General features: G+C 67.0%; 17 protein-coding genes, 2 tRNA genes and 2 pseudogenes. 9 read left to right on the top strand and 12 right to left on the bottom strand.

What is annotated here, in order from left to right; all coding sequences use genetic code 11:
* Positions 1-18 precede the first annotated feature (18 nt).
* The 5 genes and pseudogenes from F3J14_RS35455 to F3J14_RS25875 all read right to left on the bottom strand — a co-directional run.
* Positions 19-126 (bottom strand): annotated as a pseudogene (locus tag F3J14_RS35455) (FTR1 family iron permease); the annotation flags it as partial.
* Between the two features lie 340 nt (positions 127-466).
* Complete coding sequence (gene parC / locus F3J14_RS25860) at positions 467-2,788, bottom strand: DNA topoisomerase IV subunit A (RefSeq protein ID WP_166725390.1); 2,322 nt, start codon at positions 2,786-2,788, stop codon at positions 467-469.
* Positions 2,789-2,849: 61 nt separating this feature from the next.
* Complete coding sequence (locus F3J14_RS25865; protein WP_166725391.1) at positions 2,850-4,832, bottom strand: DNA topoisomerase IV subunit B; 1,983 nt, start codon at positions 4,830-4,832, stop codon at positions 2,850-2,852.
* A gap of 261 nt (positions 4,833-5,093) precedes the next feature.
* Positions 5,094-7,079: an ATP-binding cassette domain-containing protein gene (locus F3J14_RS25870; protein WP_211080389.1), complete on the bottom strand. Its 1,986-nt coding sequence runs from the start codon at positions 7,077-7,079 to the stop codon at positions 5,094-5,096.
* 230 nt (positions 7,080-7,309) lie between these two features.
* Complete coding sequence (locus F3J14_RS25875; protein WP_166725393.1) at positions 7,310-7,714, bottom strand: DUF4399 domain-containing protein; 405 nt, start codon at positions 7,712-7,714, stop codon at positions 7,310-7,312.
* A 214-nt stretch (positions 7,715-7,928) separates the two neighbouring features.
* On the opposite strand from F3J14_RS25875, the gene F3J14_RS25880 reads away from it, so the two are divergent.
* The 3 genes from F3J14_RS25880 (at position 7,929) to F3J14_RS25890 (ending at position 8,818) form a co-directional block, all read left to right on the top strand.
* Complete coding sequence (locus tag F3J14_RS25880; RefSeq protein ID WP_012364402.1) at positions 7,929-8,111, top strand: rubredoxin; 183 nt, start codon at positions 7,929-7,931, stop codon at positions 8,109-8,111.
* A gap of 167 nt (positions 8,112-8,278) precedes the next feature.
* A tRNA-Arg gene (locus tag F3J14_RS25885) sits at positions 8,279-8,353 on the top strand.
* A gap of 388 nt (positions 8,354-8,741) precedes the next feature.
* Positions 8,742-8,818 (top strand) — tRNA-Met (locus F3J14_RS25890).
* 87 nt (positions 8,819-8,905) lie between these two features.
* On the opposite strand, the pseudogene F3J14_RS25895 reads toward F3J14_RS25890, so the two are convergent.
* Positions 8,906-10,030: pseudogene (locus F3J14_RS25895) on the bottom strand (right-handed parallel beta-helix repeat-containing protein); the annotation flags it as partial.
* A 13-nt stretch (positions 10,031-10,043) separates the two neighbouring features.
* On the opposite strand from F3J14_RS25895, the gene F3J14_RS25900 reads away from it, so the two are divergent.
* Complete coding sequence (locus tag F3J14_RS25900; RefSeq protein ID WP_166725395.1) at positions 10,044-10,301, top strand: hypothetical protein; 258 nt, start codon at positions 10,044-10,046, stop codon at positions 10,299-10,301.
* A gap of 273 nt (positions 10,302-10,574) precedes the next feature.
* On the opposite strand, the gene F3J14_RS25905 is transcribed toward F3J14_RS25900, so the two are convergent.
* Positions 10,575-11,315, bottom strand: coding sequence for an SDR family NAD(P)-dependent oxidoreductase (locus F3J14_RS25905; RefSeq protein WP_166725396.1), 741 nt, complete (start codon positions 11,313-11,315; stop codon positions 10,575-10,577).
* A 115-nt stretch (positions 11,316-11,430) separates the two neighbouring features.
* Between F3J14_RS25905 and F3J14_RS25910 the strand changes: the two genes are divergently transcribed.
* Positions 11,431-12,045 carry a TetR/AcrR family transcriptional regulator gene (locus tag F3J14_RS25910; protein WP_166725397.1) on the top strand — a complete coding sequence of 205 codons (615 nt, stop codon included), beginning with the start codon at positions 11,431-11,433 and terminating at the stop codon, positions 12,043-12,045.
* Positions 12,046-12,124: 79 nt separating this feature from the next.
* Here the strand turns inward: F3J14_RS25910 and eco are convergent, their stop codons facing one another.
* Positions 12,125-12,625, bottom strand: coding sequence for a serine protease inhibitor ecotin (eco, locus tag F3J14_RS25915; protein WP_166725398.1), 501 nt, complete (start codon positions 12,623-12,625; stop codon positions 12,125-12,127).
* Positions 12,626-12,769: 144 nt separating this feature from the next.
* Between eco and F3J14_RS25920 the strand changes: the two genes are divergently transcribed.
* Positions 12,770-13,105 (top strand): hypothetical protein, encoded by a 336-nt coding sequence (locus tag F3J14_RS25920; RefSeq protein ID WP_166725399.1) that lies wholly within the window; start codon positions 12,770-12,772, stop codon positions 13,103-13,105.
* Positions 13,106-13,306: 201 nt separating this feature from the next.
* On the opposite strand, the gene F3J14_RS25925 is transcribed toward F3J14_RS25920, so the two are convergent.
* On the bottom strand, positions 13,307-13,708 hold the full coding sequence (locus F3J14_RS25925) for a hypothetical protein (RefSeq protein WP_012364418.1): 402 nt from the start codon (positions 13,706-13,708) through the stop codon (positions 13,307-13,309).
* Between the two features lie 117 nt (positions 13,709-13,825).
* On the opposite strand from F3J14_RS25925, the gene F3J14_RS25930 reads away from it, so the two are divergent.
* Positions 13,826-14,206: a DUF5594 family protein gene (locus F3J14_RS25930; RefSeq protein WP_166725400.1), complete on the top strand. Its 381-nt coding sequence runs from the start codon at positions 13,826-13,828 to the stop codon at positions 14,204-14,206.
* A 193-nt stretch (positions 14,207-14,399) separates the two neighbouring features.
* Complete coding sequence (locus F3J14_RS25935; RefSeq protein ID WP_166725401.1) at positions 14,400-15,767, top strand: MFS transporter; 1,368 nt, start codon at positions 14,400-14,402, stop codon at positions 15,765-15,767.
* Positions 15,768-15,792: 25 nt separating this feature from the next.
* On the opposite strand, the gene F3J14_RS25940 is transcribed toward F3J14_RS25935, so the two are convergent.
* The 3 genes from F3J14_RS25940 to F3J14_RS25950 form a co-directional block, all read right to left on the bottom strand.
* Entirely contained in the window at positions 15,793-16,374 is a 582-nt protein-coding gene (locus F3J14_RS25940) for an AAA family ATPase (protein WP_166725402.1), read from the bottom strand.
* A complete protein-coding gene (gene otsA, locus F3J14_RS25945; RefSeq protein ID WP_166725403.1) occupies positions 16,367-17,788 on the bottom strand; it encodes an alpha,alpha-trehalose-phosphate synthase (UDP-forming) in 1,422 nt (473 codons plus the stop codon). Before otsA ends, F3J14_RS25940 begins: the two co-directional genes overlap by 8 nt.
* 150 nt (positions 17,789-17,938) lie before the next feature.
* On the bottom strand, positions 17,939-18,136 hold the full coding sequence (locus F3J14_RS25950) for a hypothetical protein (RefSeq protein WP_105785287.1): 198 nt from the start codon (positions 18,134-18,136) through the stop codon (positions 17,939-17,941).
* Between the two features lie 287 nt (positions 18,137-18,423).
* Between F3J14_RS25950 and F3J14_RS25955 the strand changes: the two genes are divergently transcribed.
* Positions 18,424-18,962, top strand: a 539-nt coding sequence (locus F3J14_RS25955) for a hypothetical protein (protein WP_166725404.1), incomplete at its 3' end; no start/stop codon positions are given.

The following is an 18,962-nucleotide window of genomic DNA, read 5'->3' on the forward strand; positions in this document are numbered from 1 at the left end:
TGGTTGCGGCGGCAACGCTCATGCCGTGCGGCCCGCTGTGATGGCCGGACGGCGGCTCGCGCGCTTCATCAGCAACCAGACGACCGCCCAGTACACCGCATAGGCGACCAGGTTGGTCAGCGCCGGGCGCAGGCAGAAATTCGCGAAGACCATCCCGCCCACCCACACGGCGACGGCCAGCAGGTGAAGAAACAGCGCGACGGCAACAGCGTGGGACATGGCGACAATCCTGATAGGGGTTGGGTGCAACGAACAGCCGCGTCACGCGCGGTCTCGAGCGACGTTCGACCGGCGACCCGCCGCCCGGTTCAGACCCCGGGCGGCATTTCACACTATTTTGCAAATTCCGCGTGACGCCGCCACTGTCGCTAACCTGAATACGCCGCCCAAAAAAGAACAGGCCGCACGCCCGCCGAAGCGGAGGTGCGGCCTGCGATGCCGGTCGAACCGGCAAGCGGATGCGGCGTCAGCCGAGCAGCGGACGCAGTTCGTTGACGACCTTGAGCTTCGTCTCGGGCGCGCGGCCCTTGCGTGCGCGCTTGCCGATGTGCGGCGCGAGCCCCGCGTACGACAGCGTTTCGTCCTGCGCCTTGCCGCCGCGACCGGTGCCGATCAGCACGACGCCGGCGGGGTCGATCGCGAGCGCCTGCACGAGCGTTTCCTTGTCGTCGAGCGCCATCAGGATCACGCCGCGGCCGCCGCCGGACAGCGTCTTCATCTCGTCCATCCCGAACACCAGCAGCCGGCCGCCGCTCGACAGGCACGCGACCTGCGTCGCGTTCGGCAGCACGGGCATCGGCGCGAGCGGCACCGCGCCCGCATCGATTGTCATGAACGCCTTGCCGGCCTTTACGCGGCTCACCATGTCGCCGACCTTCGCGAGGAAGCCGAACCCGTTGCTCGACGCGAGCAGCAGTTGCTGGTCGGCCGGCGCCGCGTAGTAGTGCATCAGGTGCGAGCCCGATTCGAGCTCGATCAGCGACGTCACCGGCACGCCGTCGCCGCGGCCGCCCGGCAGCACCGACACGTCGACCGAGTACACGCGGCCGCTGCTGCCCCACGCGATCAGGCGGTCGGGCGTGCGGCACTGGAACGCCGCGTACAGGTGGTCGCCGGCCTTGAACGTGAAGCCGGCCGGGTCGAGCCCGTGACCCTTCAGCGCGCGCACCCAGCCCTTCTGCGACACGACGACCGTCACCGGCTCGTCGACGACCTTCGCCTCGAACGTCGCGCGCTTTTCCTGCTGGATCAGCGTGCGGCGATCGTCGCCGTACTGCTTCGCGTCGGTCTCGATCTCCTTGATCATCAGCCGCTTCATCGCGCTTTCGTTCGCGAGCAGTTCCTCGAGCTTCGCCTTCTCGTCGCGCAGCGTCTCGAGTTCCTTCTCGATCTTGATCTTCTCGAGCCGCGCGAGCTGACGCAGCCGGATTTCGAGAATGTCTTCCGCCTGGCGATCGGTGAGGCCGAACGCGCTCATCAGCGCGGCCTTCGGTTCGTCCGCCTCGCGGATGATGCGAATCACCTCGTCGATGTTCAGGAAGACGATCATCCGCCCTTCGAGGATGTGGATGCGGTCGTCGACCTTCGCGAGACGATGGCGGCACCGGCGCGTCATCGTCAGCTGGCGGAACTTCACCCATTCGTCGAGGATCGTCAGCAGCCCCTTCTGGCCCGGCCGGCCGTCGGCGCCGATCATCACGAGGTTCAGCGTCGCGTTCGACTCGAGGCTCGTGTACGCGAGCAGCGTGTTCACGAATTCCGTCTGGTCGATCGTGCGCGACTTCGGCTCGAACACGAGCCGCACCGCCGCTTCCTTGCCCGACTCGTCGCGCACTGCGTCGAGCAGGTCGAGCATCGCCTTCTTCGTGTTGAGCTGTTCGGGCGTGAGCGTCTTCTTGCCGAGCTTGAGCTTCGGGTTGGTCAGCTCCTCGATTTCCTCGAGCACCTTCTGGCCCGACGTGCTCGGCGGCAGCTCGGTGACAACGAGTTGCCATTGGCCGCGCGCGAGATCCTCGATCTTCCAGCGCGCGCGCACCTTCAGGCTGCCGCGACCGGTTTCATAGGCCGCCGCGATCTCGGTGTCGCTCGAGATGATCTGGCCGCCGCCCGGGAAGTCCGGGCCGGGGATCAGGTTCATCAGCTCTGCGTGCGTGAGCTTCGGATTGCGGATCAATGCGACCGCCGCCGCCGCGACCTCGCGCAGGTTGTGCGACGGGATTTCGGTGGCGAGGCCGACCGCGATGCCCGATGCGCCGTTCAGCAGCACGAACGGCATGCGGCTCGGCAGCGTCTTCGGTTCCTCGAACGAGCCGTCGTAGTTCGGCATGAAGTCGACCGTGCCCTGGTCGATCTCGTCGAGCAGCAGCTTCGAGATCGGCGTGAGCCGCGCTTCGGTGTATCGCATCGCCGCCGCGCCGTCGCCGTCGCGCGAGCCGAAGTTGCCCTGCCCGTCGATCAGCGGATAGCGCAGCGAGAAATCCTGCGCGAGACGCACGAGCGCGTCGTATGCCGACTGGTCGCCATGCGGGTGGTATTTACCGAGCACGTCGCCGACCACGCGCGCCGACTTCACCGGCTTCGCGTCGGGGCCGAGGCCCATTTCGTTCATCGCGAACAGGATCCGGCGCTGCACCGGCTTCTGGCCGTCGCACACGTCGGGTAGCGCGCGGCTCTTCACGACGCTGACCGCGTAGCTGAGGTACGCCTGCTCCGCGTAATTGCCGAGCGTCAGCGCATCGGCGTCCGGTGCGTCGGACCCGGCGAAGAGATCGGAAGTATTGTCGTCCATCTGAATTCCGTATTCGTAAATGGCGTGAGGCCGGGCCGGGCGTCATGCCCGGCCGCGCGGGTTAGATGTCCGCTTCGACGTCGTTGCCCTTTTCCTCGAGCCAGCCGCGCCGCGCGGCTGCCTCGCCCTTGCCCATCAGCATCGTCATCCGCGCGACGGTCGCCTCGTAGTCGAGCTCGCCGAGCTTCACCGGCATCAGGCGGCGCGTGTCGGGGTTCATCGTGGTGTCCCACAGCTGCTCCGCGCTCATTTCGCCGAGACCCTTGAAGCGGCTGATGCTCCATTGGGTTTCACGCACGCCGTCCTTGCGCAGCTTGTCGAGCGTCGCCTCGAGTTCGCCTTCGTCGAGCGCATAGAGCTTCTGCGCGGGCTTCTTGCCGCGCGCGGGCGCATCGACGCGGAACAGCGGCGGCCGCGCGACATGCACGTGGCCGCGTTCGATCAGCTGCGGGAAGTGCTTGAAGAACAGCGTGAGCAGCAGCACCTGGATGTGCGAGCCGTCGACGTCCGCGTCCGACAGGATGCAGATCTTGCCGTAGCGCAGGTTCGACAGGTCGACGGTTTCGTCCGGGCTGTGCGGATCGACACCGATCGCGACCGAGATGTCATGCACCTCGTTGTTCGCGAACAGGCGGTCGCGCTCGGTTTCCCACGTATTCAGCACCTTGCCGCGCAGCGGCAGGATCGCCTGGTATTCCTTGTCGCGGCCCATCTTCGCGGAACCGCCCGCCGAGTCGCCCTCGACGAGGAACAGTTCGTTGCGCGCGATATCTTCCGTCTCGCAATCGGTCAGCTTGCCGGGCAGCACCGCGACGCCCGAGCTCTTGCGCTTCTCGACCTTCTGGCCCGCGCGCGTGCGCGCCTGCGCCTGCTTGATCACGAGTTCGGCGAGCTTCTTGCCGTGCTCGACGTGCTGGTTCAGCCACAGCTCGAGCGCCGGCCGCGAGAACGACGACACGAGCTTCACCGCGTCGCGGCTGTTCAGGCGTTCCTTGATCTGCCCCTGGAACTGCGGGTCGAGCACCTTCGCGGACAGCACGAACGACACGCGCGCGAACACGTCTTCCGCGAGCAGCTTCACGCCCTTCGGCTGCAGGTTGTGCAGTTCGACGAAGCTTTTCACTGCCTGGTAGAGACCGTCGCGCAGGCCCGACTCGTGCGTGCCGCCGGCCGGCGTCGGGATCAGGTTCACGTACGACTCGCGCACGAGCGAACCTTCCTCGCTCCACGCGACGACCCACGACGCGCCCTCGCCTTCGGCGAAGGTTTCGTCGGTCGAACGCGCATCGGCGAAGCGCTCGCCCTCGAACAGCGGGATCAGCAGCTCGCTGCCGTTCATCTCGTCGAGCAGGTAGCCACGCAGGCCGTCTTCGTATTTCCAGGTCTGGCGTTCGCCGGTCTTCTCGTTGACGAGCACGACCTCGACGCCCGGCAGCAGCACGGCCTTCGAGCGCAACAGGCGCTGCAGCTCGCCGAGCGGCAGGTTCGGCGAATCGAAGTACTTCGGATTCGGCCACACCTGCACGCGCGTGCCGGACTTCTTCTCGCCGCGGCCCGCGCCTTGCGTCGCGAGCGGTTTCACGACATCGCCGTCGGCGAAGCCGAGTTCGGCGATCTTGCCGTCGCGCCAGACCGTCACGTCGAGGCGCGTCGCGAGTGCGTTCGTCACCGACACGCCGACGCCGTGCAGGCCGCCCGAGAACGTGTACGCGCCGCCGGCGGCCTTGTCGAACTTGCCGCCCGCGTGCAGGCGCGTGAACACGATCTCGACGACCGGCACGCCTTCCTCGGGGTGCATGCCGAACGGGATGCCGCGGCCGTCGTCCTCGACCGACACCGACTGGTCGGCGTGCAGTGTGACCGTGATCTGCTTGCCGTGGCCGCCGAGCGCCTCGTCGGACGCGTTGTCGATGACTTCCTGAATGATGTGCAGCGGATTTTCTGTACGGGTGTACATGCCGGGCCGCTGCTTGACCGGCTCGAGGCCCTTGAGCACCTTGATCGATGCTTCGCTATAGGCCGCGCTGGGCTTCTTCGTTGACATAGGCGCTGAATTTCGTCATTCATCGGGACGTTGTCCACACCTCGTGTGGATAACGTCGTGGACAAAACGTTGAGTTCCGTAAAAAAGCGAATCGAAACAACGCTGTGCTTGGACTGCTTCGAAAGCGGGCGCGCGGCATGCGCTACGCGACCCGGAACGCGCGGTATTTTACTGGTTCCGCGTGGCGCGCCATCGCAAGATCGCCGCACGGCGCAACCGGCCATGCGACGCGCCGGCCGGCGACGCGCTGCCCGCCGTGCGTCAGACCGGTTTGCGCTTCGCCTCGAGCGTCTCCCACCGCTCGAGCGCGGCGAGCAGTTCGTCGTCGATCGCCGCGAACCGTTCGGTCAGGCGCGTGCCTTCCTGCGGATCCTTCGCGAAGATCGCGCCGTCCTCGAGCTGCGCGTTGATCGTTTTCTGTTCTTCCTCGAGCGCCGCGATCTTCTGCGGCAGCGCATCGAGTTCGCGCTGCTCGTTGAACGACAGCTTGACCGTGCGCTGCGCGTTGCGGCCGGCCGCGCTTTTAGCCGGGTCTTCCTTGACCGGCGCCGCTTCCTTCACCGCGCGCTTCGCCGCTTCCTGCTGCGCGAGCTGCTGCGAACGCTCGCTCTGGATCTGCCAGTCGGTGAAGCCGCCGACGTATTCGCGCCACTTGCCGTCGCCCTCCGCCGCGATCACCGACGTCACGACGTTGTCGAGGAACGCGCGATCGTGGCTGACGAGCAGCACCGTGCCGTCATAGTCGGCCAGCAGCTCTTCGAGCAGTTCGAGCGTCGGGATGTCGAGGTCGTTGGTCGGTTCGTCGAGCACCAGCACGTTGGCCGGACGCGCGAACAGGCGCGCGAGCAGCAGCCGGTTGCGCTCGCCCCCCGACAGCGACTTCACCGGCGAGCGCGCGCGTTCCGGCGCGAACAGGAAGTCGCCGAGATAGCTCATCACGTGCTTGCGCACGCCACCGATCTCGACCCATTCGCTACCCGGGCTGATCGTATCGGCCAGGCTCTTTTCCTGGTCGAGCTGCGCGCGCATCTGGTCGAAATACGCGACCTGCAGGTTCGTGCCCGTGCGCACCGTGCCCGTGTCGGGCTTCAGCTCGCCGAGGATCAGCTTGAGCAGCGTGGTCTTGCCCGCGCCGTTCGGGCCGACGAAACCGATCTTGTCGCCGCGCATGACCGACGTCGAGAACGTGTCGACGACCGTTCGATCGCCGTAGCGCTTCGTCACGTCCGTCAGTTCCGCGACGATCTTGCCCGACTTCTCGCCCTGCGCGACGTCGAGCTTCACGTTGCCCTGCGAATTGCGGCGCTCCGCGCGCTCGTTGCGCATCTGCACGAGCCGCGCGATGCGCCCGACGCTGCGCGTACGGCGCGCCTCGACGCCCTTGCGGATCCACACTTCTTCCTGCGCGAGCAGCTTGTCGAACTTCTCGTTTTCCACGCGCTCGACTTCGAGCTGCTGCGCCTTGCGCGTCTGGTACGCGGAGAAATTGCCCGGATACGACAGCAGCCCGCCGCGATCGAGCTCGACGATGCGTGTCGCGACGCGGTCGAGGAACGCGCGATCGTGGGTGATGAACAGCAGCCCCGCGCGCTGCGAGACCAGCAGTTCTTCCAGCCAGCGGATGCCGTCGAAGTCGAGGTGGTTGGTCGGTTCGTCCAGCAGCAGCACGTCGGGCTGCAGCACGAGCGCGCGCGCCAGCGCGACGCGCTTCTGCATCCCACCCGACAGCGCGTCGACGCTGGCGTCGCCGTCCGTCAGGCCAATCTGCGCGAGCGTCATCGCCACGCGCGTGCGCCAGTTCCACGCGTCGTGCATGTCGAGCGACGACTGCAGCGCGTTCATCCGCGCGAGCAGCGCATCGTGCTCGGCGCCTTCGGGTGTCTCCGCGAGGCGGTGCGCGATCGAATCGTATTCTTCGAGCACTTCGCGCGTGTGCGTGAGCCCCGATGCCACGGCCTCGAACACCGTCGCGCCGGGTTCGAATTCGGGCTCCTGCGGCACGTAGACGGTCACGAGCTCCTGCTGGCGCGTGATCAGCCCGTCATCGGGCTTCGCGAGCCCGGCGACGATCTTCAGCAGCGACGACTTGCCCGCGCCGTTGCGGCCGATCAGGCCGACGCGTTCGCCGGCTTCCAGCGAGAAGTCCGCGTGATCGAGCAACGCGACGTGACCGAACGCGAGGTGCGCGCCGGTAATGGAATAAAGCGACATGGGGAGACGGCGAAGAGAGAAATCGGAAGCGCCCATTGTACCGGTGGCGGAGGTCGGCATCGGCTTGGCTGGACGGACGAGCGCCGCGGGGTGCGCCTGACGCGCGCCGGCGCGGTGCCGTGAATGGGCTGGCGGCCGGTTTCCGGGTTGGATGCCGGCCGCGGCTTGCGCGCCCGCGTGAACGGACACATGCCGGCCGGTGCTCACGGCCGGCCGATCGGCCAATCCCGCGTGCGGCGCGGCGGGCGCCTGCGCGGGATCCGCGGTTATTTCACGTTGACCGTGATGGTGTAGCTCAATTCAGGACCATACGAACGGTGCATGCCGTCGCCGAACTGCAGCGTGAGCGTGTGCTGGCCCGGCGGCAGCTTGATGTCGGTTTCGGTCTGGGCCTTGCCGAAGTGCAGCGAACGTTGGTCGGCGGGAATCACGTCGCCCTTCGGAATCGGCCGCCCGTCGATCAGCAGGTGATGATGGCCGGTATTCGGCGTCATGTCGCCGGCGGGCCGAAGCTCCATCCCTTCGAGCCCGAACTTCACGTGCACCGGGTTCGACACCGTCGCCCCCTCGCTCGGCGCTTCGAAATACACGCGCGCCTCGGCCCGCGCGAGCGTCGACACGGCCATCGCCGCCACGCACACCGCACCTGCGATCCACTTTCTGTTCAGCATCGCATTCTCCTTATGATTGGACAGCCCGGGAAGCATACACTGCGCGCAAGACATGTGTGCACGAGTGCAGGTGCGCTCCGGCTGCATTGTTCGCGATGCGTACGTTTAACACGACGTTGCGGCAGCGTTCGGCGAAATTCCGGTACTATTGCGCCTTTCGTCCGTTGGCCGCGCCGCGGACGGCATGACCGACTTTCTTCATCCCGAACGCCCTATGAGCGAAGTAATCGAATACCAGAGCTGGGTCTGCCTGATTTGCGGGTGGGTCTACAACGAAGCGGAAGGGCTACCCGACGAGGGCATCCCCGCCGGCACCCGTTTCGCCGACATTCCCGCCGACTGGCGGTGCCCGCTGTGCGATGTGGGCAAGGAAGACTTCGTCGTCGTGGATTTCTGATTCCGGTTTCGTGTATCCGGTTTTCGGTTTCCGGACACACTGAGCACGCGCGCCGCGCATCGGCACGCATTCCATCCGCCGATGCACCGCGCGTTTGCTATACTCTGCGCGCTGTCCACATCGCCGTCCCGGTCGCGTTTTTTGCACGCGATATCGCGGACTCGGCTCTCCCCGTAGTTCAATGGATAGAACAAGCGCCTCCTAAGCGCTAGATACAGGTTCGATTCCTGTCGGGGGGACCAGAGAGTCTCCAAAGTTTCACCAGCTTCGCCACAAGAACCCCGTCACGCTTGGCTGTGCGGGGTTTTTTGTTGCAACCTTCCACCAGCGACCACTAGCGGAAACAACCGCCGATTCCCCGCGGGTCCTTCCGGCGCCCATCCGAATGCGCGGGCACTGCGCGCCGCGTTTTTCGATCAGGTGTTCGGCTGTTACCCAAAGTGTTATCCAACCGCCGGAGGGTATCAAACATGGATCGGTTACTTGATCGAAACGAAGGTAGCGCTCGGGTATCCGAGAGAACCCAGGCAATGCAAGCGAGCGCATTCTGATGGGCGACGCGCGATCGCCCCGGACGAGCCATATCATTGATCGTTTGACGCACCGCAACAGTGCGGGTACACTTCGCGCCGCGGGGTGGAGCAGTCTGGCAGCTCGTCGGGCTCATAACCCGAAGGTCATAGGTTCAAATCCTATCCCCGCAACCAACATCGAAGCCCGCTATGCGAAAGCAAGCGGGCTTTTTGATTTGATTGCTGTACCAGCAACGGCTGCCCCCTAGCCTCACCGCCCCCTCACTGCATCAACCCCGTCCGGACCTTCGGCATCAAACTCGCATTCACCCCCGTCACGGCAAACGTCCCCGTCGACGACGCCCCGGCCGGCAGCGCCAGCACACTGCCATCCCCGAGCCGATTCGCATCGACAACGATCTGGCTCACCGCGCACCCATTCGTCAACAGCCCGACTGGCAACCCGGCGATCGACGAGAACGTGTTGCCCGTCACGCTGAACGAACACACGTTTCCATACGCGCGGAACCCCGCATAGCCGGATCCCGACACGCGGTTATCCGTCACAGCGACGCCCGACACCGTTCCCGTCCACGTATCGAGCTCGATCGCGCCCTGTTGCGTCGGCTGCAGGCCGTTGTTCACGTTCGAGTTCTGGATGTTGGTCACGGTATTGCCGGCGATGACGACGTTCGATGACCCATAAGTCTTCCAGCTGTCTTCCTGCGCGACCAGGATACCCGCCGCCTTCTCGACGCCGTCGACCGTGTTGTTCGAGATCGTCACGCCCTGTCCGCCGACAACGGTAATGCCGCGCCCCCACGCGTTACCCGACACTGAATTGTGGTCGATCAGCACGTTGCTGCTGAGCCGGCCGTCGCCGAGATAACTGACCACGGCGATCAGGTCGTCGCCGGTGCCCGTCACCGTATTGTTCTGCACCAGCACGTTGGTCGACCCGTAGGTCGTATGGATGCCGTCGGCCAGCGTCGCACGCACGGTATTGCCCACGATCGCGATACCGTTACCGCCGAACACGAAAATCCCCGCGCTAGCGCCCCCTTGGATCGTCACGCCGAGCACCTGAACGTCCGCGCCCGTCACCTCGACCTTGGTCGACTCGGGTGTCGTGAGCCGCGTCGTGCCGGTGCCAGCGAGCGTCACGCCGACGAGCGTCGACCCGGCGCCGCTCATCACGATCGTCTGGTCGGCCGGATTCGTGGCGGCGAGCGTCGCACCGTATCCGGAAATCACCGCCTGCGGCACGGTCACCGCAAGCGAATGCCCGACGACGTAGCGGCCCGGCGCGATCACCAGGCGCTGGCCGGCCCGCAGGCTGTCGAATGCTTTCTGCAACGCGTCGGCCTGATCACTGCCGTCTACGGCCGGAGAAACCGTCACATCGGCGACGGGAACCGGTTTGGAGCCGCTGGACGGCGGAACCGGCGCGCCGGGAGTGGCGCCGGTCGCCCCTGAGGTCGGGCCAGAGCGGCCGGAATTCGTCGATGAAGTCGATGCGCCCGATGCGCTGGACGGACCGGATGCGGCGGATGCGGCGCCGGCAGACGCGCCGGATGATGTCGATGTACCCGCAACGGTTTGCGGTGCCGGCGCAGCATTGTCGTCGCCACCGCCGCATGCGGTAAGACAAAGGCAGAGCGCGGCAAGCATCGCTTGATCGACTGTACGCATACGATGTTCCGCTAGCCCAAGTTGGCGTCATCGTAAGTACGCCAGCGCACTTTGTAAATGAATTCCGTGCGACGTCACCGTTCGCAGTCCTCCGTCATTCATCGCGGCTGACGCGCATCCTATATTGCATAGAATCCCGAACCTTCTTCAGCACGCGAACGTCGGGGCTGATTCGGGTGCGCGCGACCGCGAGATCGCGCGCGGCATCGGTGCAACGCTTACCGGCAGCACACGAGCAAATTACATCGCACTTCTACGCTTATGCATTCGCGCCGCCATCGATTGTCAACCCGGCACCGTTAATCGACCGCCCTTCCGGCCCCACGACAAACGCGACAAGTGCCGCCACGTCCTCGGCCTTGCCGTACTGCGGAATCGCCATCCGCGAACGTTGCGCGCCGGCATGCTCACCGTCGGCCGGATTCATGTCCGTATCGGTCGACCCCGGATGCACGAGATTGATCGTGATGCCGCGCGCACCGAGATCGCGCGCGAGCCCCTGCGTCCAGCCGATCAGCGCGGCCTTGCTCGCCGCATAGAGGCTCATCCCCGCATCAGGCACGCGCGTCGCGAGGCAACTGCCGGTCGACACGATGCGCCCGCCCTCCCCGAGGTGCCGCGCAGCCGCCTGCGACGCGACGATCACCGCGCGCACGTTCACGTTCAGCGTCGCGTCGATATCGTCGAGCGTGAGGTCGTCCAGCGCGCCCGCGCGGAAGATGCCCGCGTTGTTGACGAGGATGTCGAGGCCGCCGAGCGTCTGCGCGGCATGATCGACCGCGCCGCGCACGGCAACCGGATCGGCGCTGTCGGCCTGGATCGCGACGGCCCGGCGGCCCAGCGCCTCGATGTCGGCAACGACAGCCTGCGCCCGCTCCGCCGATTTCTCGTAAGTGATCGCGACGTCCGCGCCGTCGGCCGCCAGCCGTTTCGCAATGGCCGCGCCGATGCCGCGACTGCCGCCCGTGACGAGTGCACGCTTGCCCTGAAGTCGATTCATGAAAGCTCCTGTGGTCATTTATGTAACGACCGACACAGAATGTGGCAGGTTGCGCGGCGCTGTCAATTGAATTATTTTATCGATCGATACAGATATCGACGAAGGAACGGAAGTCATGGCTGAACGGGGCCGACCGAGGAGCTTCGACAAGGAAGCGGCGCTGGATCGCGCGATGGAGGTGTTCTGGCGCCTCGGCTACGAAGGTGCGTCGATGACGGACCTGACGGCCGCGATGGGCATTGCGTCGCCGAGCCTGTACGCGGCGTTCGGCAGCAAGGAGGCGTTGTTCCGGCAGGCGATCGAGCACTATCGGGAAACGGAGGGCCGCGAGATCTGGGACGGCGTCGAACAGGCCGGCAGCGCGCACGACGCGATCGAGAACTACCTGATGCAGACCGCGCGCGTGTTCACGCGCCGGTCGAAGCCGGCCGGCTGCCTGATCGTCTTGTCGGCGCTGCATCCGGCCGAGCGATCGGACACGGTCCGGCAAATGCTGATCGCCATGCGCGAGCAGACGGTCGCCGCGTTACGCGCGCGGCTCGGCGAAGGCGTTGCAGCGGGCGAGATATCCGCGCACGCGGATCTCGACGCGATCGCCCGCTACTACGTGACGGTACAACAGGGGATGTCGATTCAGGCGCGCGACGGCGCGAGCCGTCGCGATCTGGAAGCGGTCGCGCAAGCCGCGCTGACCGCGTGGCCGGCGCTCGCGGGCGTGCGCGGCGGCTAACGACGGGCCCCGGAAAGAAACCCGCGAAACCGCGCGCGGCCGGGCGGCGGCAAGCGCCCGGCATGGCCGCGCGGGTGCCTTACCGTGTCACGGCGTGCTGCACGTCCTTCGACGCATGCCACACGCGGTAGCGCACGTCGAAACCGTCCGGCACGTACACGACGAGCGGCAGGCGGCTGTTGTAGCGCAGCAGCTGGCCGTCGCCACGCACCTGCACGAACCGCTGCTGCGGCGCCTGGCCCGGGCAGGCCATCAGCGTCGACGCCGGCCCCTTCACATCGGTCAGCCGATAGTACGTATAGCCCCAGCCCTTCACGTCCTCGGCGGTCAGCTCGCCGCCGAACCATTGCTGGTTGCAGTCGGTCTGCAGCGTCTTGCCGATCATCAGTTCGACGCGCGCATCGCCTTCGTTCTCGAGCGCGGGCAGCGCGATCACCGCGCGCTGCTGGCCGGCCGCCGGCTGCGGGAACATCTTGATCGACTCGGCCGGCACGGCGGGCGCCGATGCGGGCCCGGCCGCGCAGGCGGCGGCGGTCGTCACGCAAAAGGCGGCCAGGACAGCCCGGATCGCGAATTTCATCGATGTGCTCCTGATAAACAAAATGGGCCCCGGATGCTAACACTTTCGTCGCAAGACCTTACGGGGCTGTAATTTGACGACACAATTGCAAACAGCCGGCAATCCCCGCGCGCGGTACTTATAGGGGAACCCACGGAGAACATCATGCTGAAGCTCATTGCTGCCGCCGGCGTCGCCACGCTGCTGGCCGGCTGCGTCGTCGGCCCGGACGCCGGATACGGCTACGGACAGCCCTACTATTCCGATCCCGGCTACGCGTACGGGCCGGCCTACGGGGCGGCCCCGGTCTATGGCACGGTCAATATATGGGGCGGCGGCGGTGGCGGGCGCGACTGGGATCGCGGCCACCGCGACTACCGCCGCTGGGATCGCGATCGCGGCGATCGCGGTGACCATGGCGGCTGGGGACGCGGCGGCGGACGCCGCGGCGACTGGAACGAAGGCGGCGGCGGGCGCGGCGACGGCGGCCATCGCCACTGATTCGGCTAATCCCGCGGATCCAATTGCAACCGTTTGTATCCGCACGCGGCTCCGTGCAGCCGCTGCGCGGAGCGCAAAAACCGGCTCCCCCAACATGACAAAGGCCCTCGCCTCACGCGAGGGCCTTTCCTTTTGTCATCCTGCGTGCCGGCGACGCAGTCGGCACCGATCACGCGGTGCCGAGCCCGGTAACCCGCCCGCTTACCAGCCGGCCGGCTGCGCATAGCCGCCCGACACGGGCGCGCCGCACACATATGCCCGCTGATAGCGGTCGTAGCAATAGTTCGGGCCGCCGTCCTGGTACTGCGCCTGCTGGTAGCTCGGATACGCCGGTTGCTGGTAGGCCGGCGCCTGGTAGTACGTCGGCGGCTGATAGGCCGGTGCCTGATACACGGGCGCCTGATACGCGACCGGCGGATTCATCGCGGACGTCACGATCGCGCCGAGCACCGCGCCGCCGATCAGCGCGCCGATGACGGCGCCCCCGTCGCGGCCATGCGCGGACGCCGGGCCCGCCACGGCGAGCGAACCGGCGAGGACACATACAGCGGCAATTTTTTTCATGATGGACTCCCACGCGAAGTGGTACTGGATGCGATGCATTGTGGCGGCACGCGGTCGTAATAGATGCAGCAAGTGGTAACGCGCCATTACGGGTATCACGCACACCGAAACGCGGTACGGCCGTGCTACGATTTTCGGCCCACAGGAGACGCGTTCATGCAGCCCGAAACCGCCCGCCGTTTCGATACCGAATTCGCGCCGCGCATTGCGCAGGCGATCGCCGCCTTCTTCGCCGATCACGTCCAGGCCGACGTCGTCCCATACGGCGGGCACGGGCAACCGACGCGCGTGCGGATCCGCAGCGCGCCGCACGAGCACGTGAGCGGCTTCGCGCATCCGCTGAACCTCGAGCTGACCTGGGACACCGACGAGATCGAGCGGCTGATGGAGCCGGACGGTCCGCAGCGCTTCGAGCACTACCTGGCCGCGCTGCCGAAGAAACTGGGCGCGTGGCAGAGCGCGCGCGACATCGATCTCGCGTCGCGCACGCAGGCCGACCCGCTCGTGCGGCTCGGCGGCCTCGATTTCGAAGGCTGAATGCGCGCGCCGGCCGGCGGCCGGGGCCCCGGGCGCGTCGGCGTCGCGCGATGCGGCCCGGTGATACACTCGACCGGCCCCGCTCCGGCGCCGCCAGGCCGGCCGGGCCACTCACCGCCGCCTCCACCCGCGAGCATGGTTGCGCACACAACCGGCGCGCGGGCGCGCGGACAACCACGCTTTCGCTCCCGTCATGAACGCCGATACCGGCCTGCCGCTTCCGCAACGCTACTGGGCGATCGTCTGCGTCGCACTGGGCATCACGCTCGCCGTGCTCGACGGCGCCATCGCGAACGTCGCGCTGCCGACGATCGCGCGCGACCTGCACGCGTCCGATGCCGCATCGATCTGGATCGTCAACGCGTATCAGCTCGCGGTCACGATCACGCTGCTGCCGCTCGCGTCGCTCGGCGAGCGCGTCGGCTATCGCCGCATCTATATCGCGGGGCTCGCGCTCTTCACCGCGGCGTCACTCGGCTGCGCGCTCGCCGGCTCGCTGCCGATGCTGGCCGTGATGCGTGTGATCCAGGGGTTCGGCGCGGCCGGCATCATGAGCGTCAATGCGGCGCTGGTGCGGATGATCTACCCGTCGTCGATGCTCGGGCGCGGGCTGTCAATCAACGCGATGGTGGTCGCGCTGTCGTCGGCGATCGGGCCGACGGTCGCGTCGGCGATCCTGTCGTTTGCGTCGTGGCCGTGGCTGTTCGCGGTCAACGTGCCGATCGGCATCGCCGCGGTACTGGGCAGCGTGCGCGCGCTGCCGGCCAACCCGCTGCACGACGCGCCGTACGATTTCCCGAGCGCGCTGATGAACGCCTGCGTATTCGGGCTGCTGATCACGGCCGTCGACGGGCTCGGCCACGGCGAACGCCAGGCTTACGTCGCGGCAGAGCTGGCCGTCGCGTTCGTCGTCGGCTACTTCTTCGTGAAGCGCCAGTTGTCGCAGCCGGCGCCGCTGCTGCCGGTCGACCTGATGCGTATCCCGATGTTCGCGCTGTCGATCTACACGTCGATGGCGTCGTTCACGTCGCAGATGCTCGCATTCGTCGCGCTGCCGTTCTGGCTGCAGAATTCGCTCGGCTTCTCGCAGGTCGAAACCGGCCTCTACATGACGCCGTGGCCGCTCGTGATCGTGTTCGCCGCGCCGCTCGCGGGCGTGCTGTCAGACCGCTACTCGGCCGGCATCCTCGGCGGAATCGGGCTCGCGCTGTTCGCGGCCGGCCTGCTGTCGCTTGCGACGATCGGCGCGCACCCAGGAACGGTCGACATCGTGTGGCGGATGGCGCTGTGCGGCGCGGGCTTCGGGCTGTTCCAGTCGCCGAACAATCGCGCGATGCTGTCGTCGGCGCCGCGCGAGCGCAGCGGTGGCGCGGGCGGGATGCTGAGCACGGCGCGCCTGACCGGCCAGACGCTCGGCGCCGCGCTCGTCGCGCTGATTTTCGGGCTCGCGCCCGACCACGGCCCGACGATCGCGCTCTATGTCGCCACCGTGTTCGCGGCGATCGCCGCGGTGGTCAGCATGCTCCGCATCACGTCGCCACGCCCGGACGCGGCGACCTGACGCCGCCGCGCGCCGCATGCGCACGTCATGCGGCGTCGAGCGCGTCCATCACGAAGCGCACGCGCGCCTTCACGCTCACACGCGGCAGTTCGATCAGCCGATACCCGTACGCCGTATAGCAGTCGACCATCGCGTCGTAGGTACGCACGGCCTCATCGAAATCCTGCCGCCGTTCGATGTCCTGCGCGTAGATCTCGGGCCACGGCGGCGCGATGAACACGCGCCGGTGATAGCGAAAGCGCCGCGCCGCGGCCTCCGCATGCGCGGGCACGGCGAGGCCCGTCAGCCGCAGGTAGCCGATCACGTCCGGCACGCCGCGATCGAAGAACACGGGCCCGCGCGCATCGTGCGCGAGACGGTACGAACGCATCTCCCAGTTCAGCATCTGCTCGGCGAACGCGGCCCGGTCGCGCCACGGCAGCGCCGGACCGTCGATCGCCATCTGGTCGCGAATCACACCGCGCCCGGCCTCGTGCGAGCGCGCGAAACCAGTGCGTTCGAGCGCATCGAGCAACGTGCTCTTGCCCGAGCCGGGGCCGCCCGTGACGACGAAGAAGCGGGCCGACGCGTCGTCCGCCGCGCCGCCCTCGTCCACCCGCTCAGACATGCGCGGCCCGCCGGCCCGCGCGCTGCGTGACCGACGCGGCCGCCGCGACGCTGCGCAGGTCGGCGACGAACGTGTCGCGCCAGACCGACAGGTTGTTCTCGCGCAGTCGCGCGAGGTTCTCTTCATGTCGCGCCTTGCGCTCCGCGAGCGGCATCGACAGCGCGCGCTCGAGCGCGTCGGCCATCTGCGACAGGTCGTACGGATTGACGAGCAGCGCGCCGGTCAGCTCGGCCGCCGCACCGGCGAACTCCGACAGCACGAGCACGCCCGGATCGGCCGGATCCTGCGACGCGACGTATTCCTTCGCGACCAGATTCATCCCGTCGCGCAGCGGCGTCACGTAGCCGACCTGCGACATCCGGAAGAACGCCATCAGCAGATTGCGCTCGTATTTGCGGTTCAGGTACTGGATCGGCGTCCAGTCGAGTTGCGAGAAGCGGCCGTTGATGCGGCCGGCCTCGCCTTCGAGCGTTTCGCGAATGTTCTGATAGGTCTTCACGTCGGAACGCGTCGGCGGCGCGATCTGCACGAGCGATACGCGCCCCTGCCAGCCCGGCGCGTTGGCGAGCATCCGCTCGAACGACTGGAAGCGCTCGACGAGCCCCTTCGAATAGTCGAGCCGGTCGACGCTCATCACGAGCTTGCGGCCGTCGAGCGCGTCGCGCAGCATTTTCACCGGCTTGCGCGAGCCGTACTGGACGGCCGCCTCGGCAATCGCATCCGGATGCACGCCGATCGGATAGGCGGCGACCTTCACGACACGGCCGTGCGCATGCAGCATCCCGTCGTCGCTCGCCGCGCCGATGCCGCGCCGCTCGATGTAGTCGGTGAACGCCTGCTTGTCGGCATCGGTCTGGAAACCCGCGATGTCGTACGCGCACATGAACTTCACGAGCTCCTCGTGCGGCGGCACGACGCGCAGCATGTCGGGCGAAGGGAACGGAATGTGCAGGAAGAAGCCGATCGGGTTCTTCACGCCGAGCTCGCGCAGGCAATGCGCGAACGGCAGCAGATGATAGTCGTGCACCCAGATCAGGTCGTCGGGCCGCAGCAGCGCGGCGAGCTGCTTCGCCAGCATCGCGTTCACGCGCAGATAGCCCGCGTATTCCTGCCGGTCGAAGCGCGTGAGATCGCCGCGGTAGTGGAACACCGGCCACAGCGTCGCGTTCGAGAAACCGCGGTAGTACTGATCGTAGTCGCGCCGGGTCAGCCCGACCGTCGCATACGTGACGTTGCCGTCCCGCTGGATCGCGGGTTCGGCGTCAGGCGTACCGACGATCTCGCCGTTCCAGCCGAACCAGACACCGCCGGTGTCCTTCAGCGCGTCCATCACGCCGACCGCGAGACCACCTGCACTCGGGCGTGTGTCCTCGCCGGCGGCGACACGGTTCGATACCACGATCAATCTGCTCATGCGGCTTCCCCTCCTCGATTCGATTGGATGACGCGCGACGCGCGCCACGGCGGACGCGACGACCCGCAGGCAGTCGCGCGGCGATTCAGATGTGAGCGATGCAACAAAGAGCGCAATGAAATGCGGCAGCGGAATGCAACGGCGACAGGATCAAGCGTCCTGCTCCTGACCGAGGTCGCGTTGATAGTCGAGCCCTTCCGGGCGTGCGCCGCCCTGGTTGTGATCGCCGTCGGCCGGCGTCTCGCCGGGCGCGCCGGCAGGCGGTGCGGCCGGCGCGTCGGTCTGAGGACGCTGAGGCTCGGCGCCCCCATCGGGCGGCCGGGGAGAAAATCGTTTCGAACGGCGCATGGCTGGGTGTCTCATATGCAGCGCGGCTCGGGGCCGTCGTAGAAACATTCCATAACAAAACAGTCTAGGTCGCTTCCTCGCACACGAAGGTAACAATTACCTTCAATTTGTAACGTTTCGACCCCGCTCCAGTCGTCTGTCCGACAATAGCGCGGCGCGTACGCGCGCGAGCCGCCAGCCGCGATTTGTCAAAGCTTTGCAGTTTTCCTATGACAATTGCGAAACAATGACGCGGCAAGGGGGCGCGCATGCGTCGCCGCTCACCCAGACAGGACTTGCACTCAGGGATGAACATTCGTTTTGAACCGCCGCGCCGGGCCATGACGGCGCGCATCGTGCTGGCCGCGCTCGCCACGGCCACACTGCTGTCCGGCTGCAACTCGCTGTACAGCGAAGGCGCGACCGCCGGCGCCGGTATCGCGGGCGCCGCGATTGCCTCCAAGGTCACCAACAACGCCGCCGTCGCGACGGGCATCGGCCTCGGCGCCGTCGCCGGCGCGCGGGCGGGCGTCCAGTACTCGCAGCGCGTCGCACACCGCTACACGCAGGAACAGATCGCGAAGGCGGCGGCCCCGCTCGACGTCGGCGGCGTCGCGCCGTGGTCGACGCACCATTCGTTCCCGATCGAGGACGACGAACAGGGCCGCGTGACGGTCAGCCGGATGATCAGCGTCGGTCCGCTCGACTGCAAGGAAATCGTGTTCGCGGTCGACACGCCCGCGAAGGCCGACAAGGCCGCGCAGTCGGCGTTCTACGTCGCCACGATCTGCCGCGACGGTCCCGTGTGGAAATGGGCGTCGGCGGAGCCGGCGACCGAACGCTGGGG

This window comes from Burkholderia sp. Tr-862 (assembly GCF_011753085.1).
In the GTDB taxonomy this organism is placed as follows: domain Bacteria; phylum Pseudomonadota; class Gammaproteobacteria; order Burkholderiales; family Burkholderiaceae; genus Burkholderia; species Burkholderia ambifaria.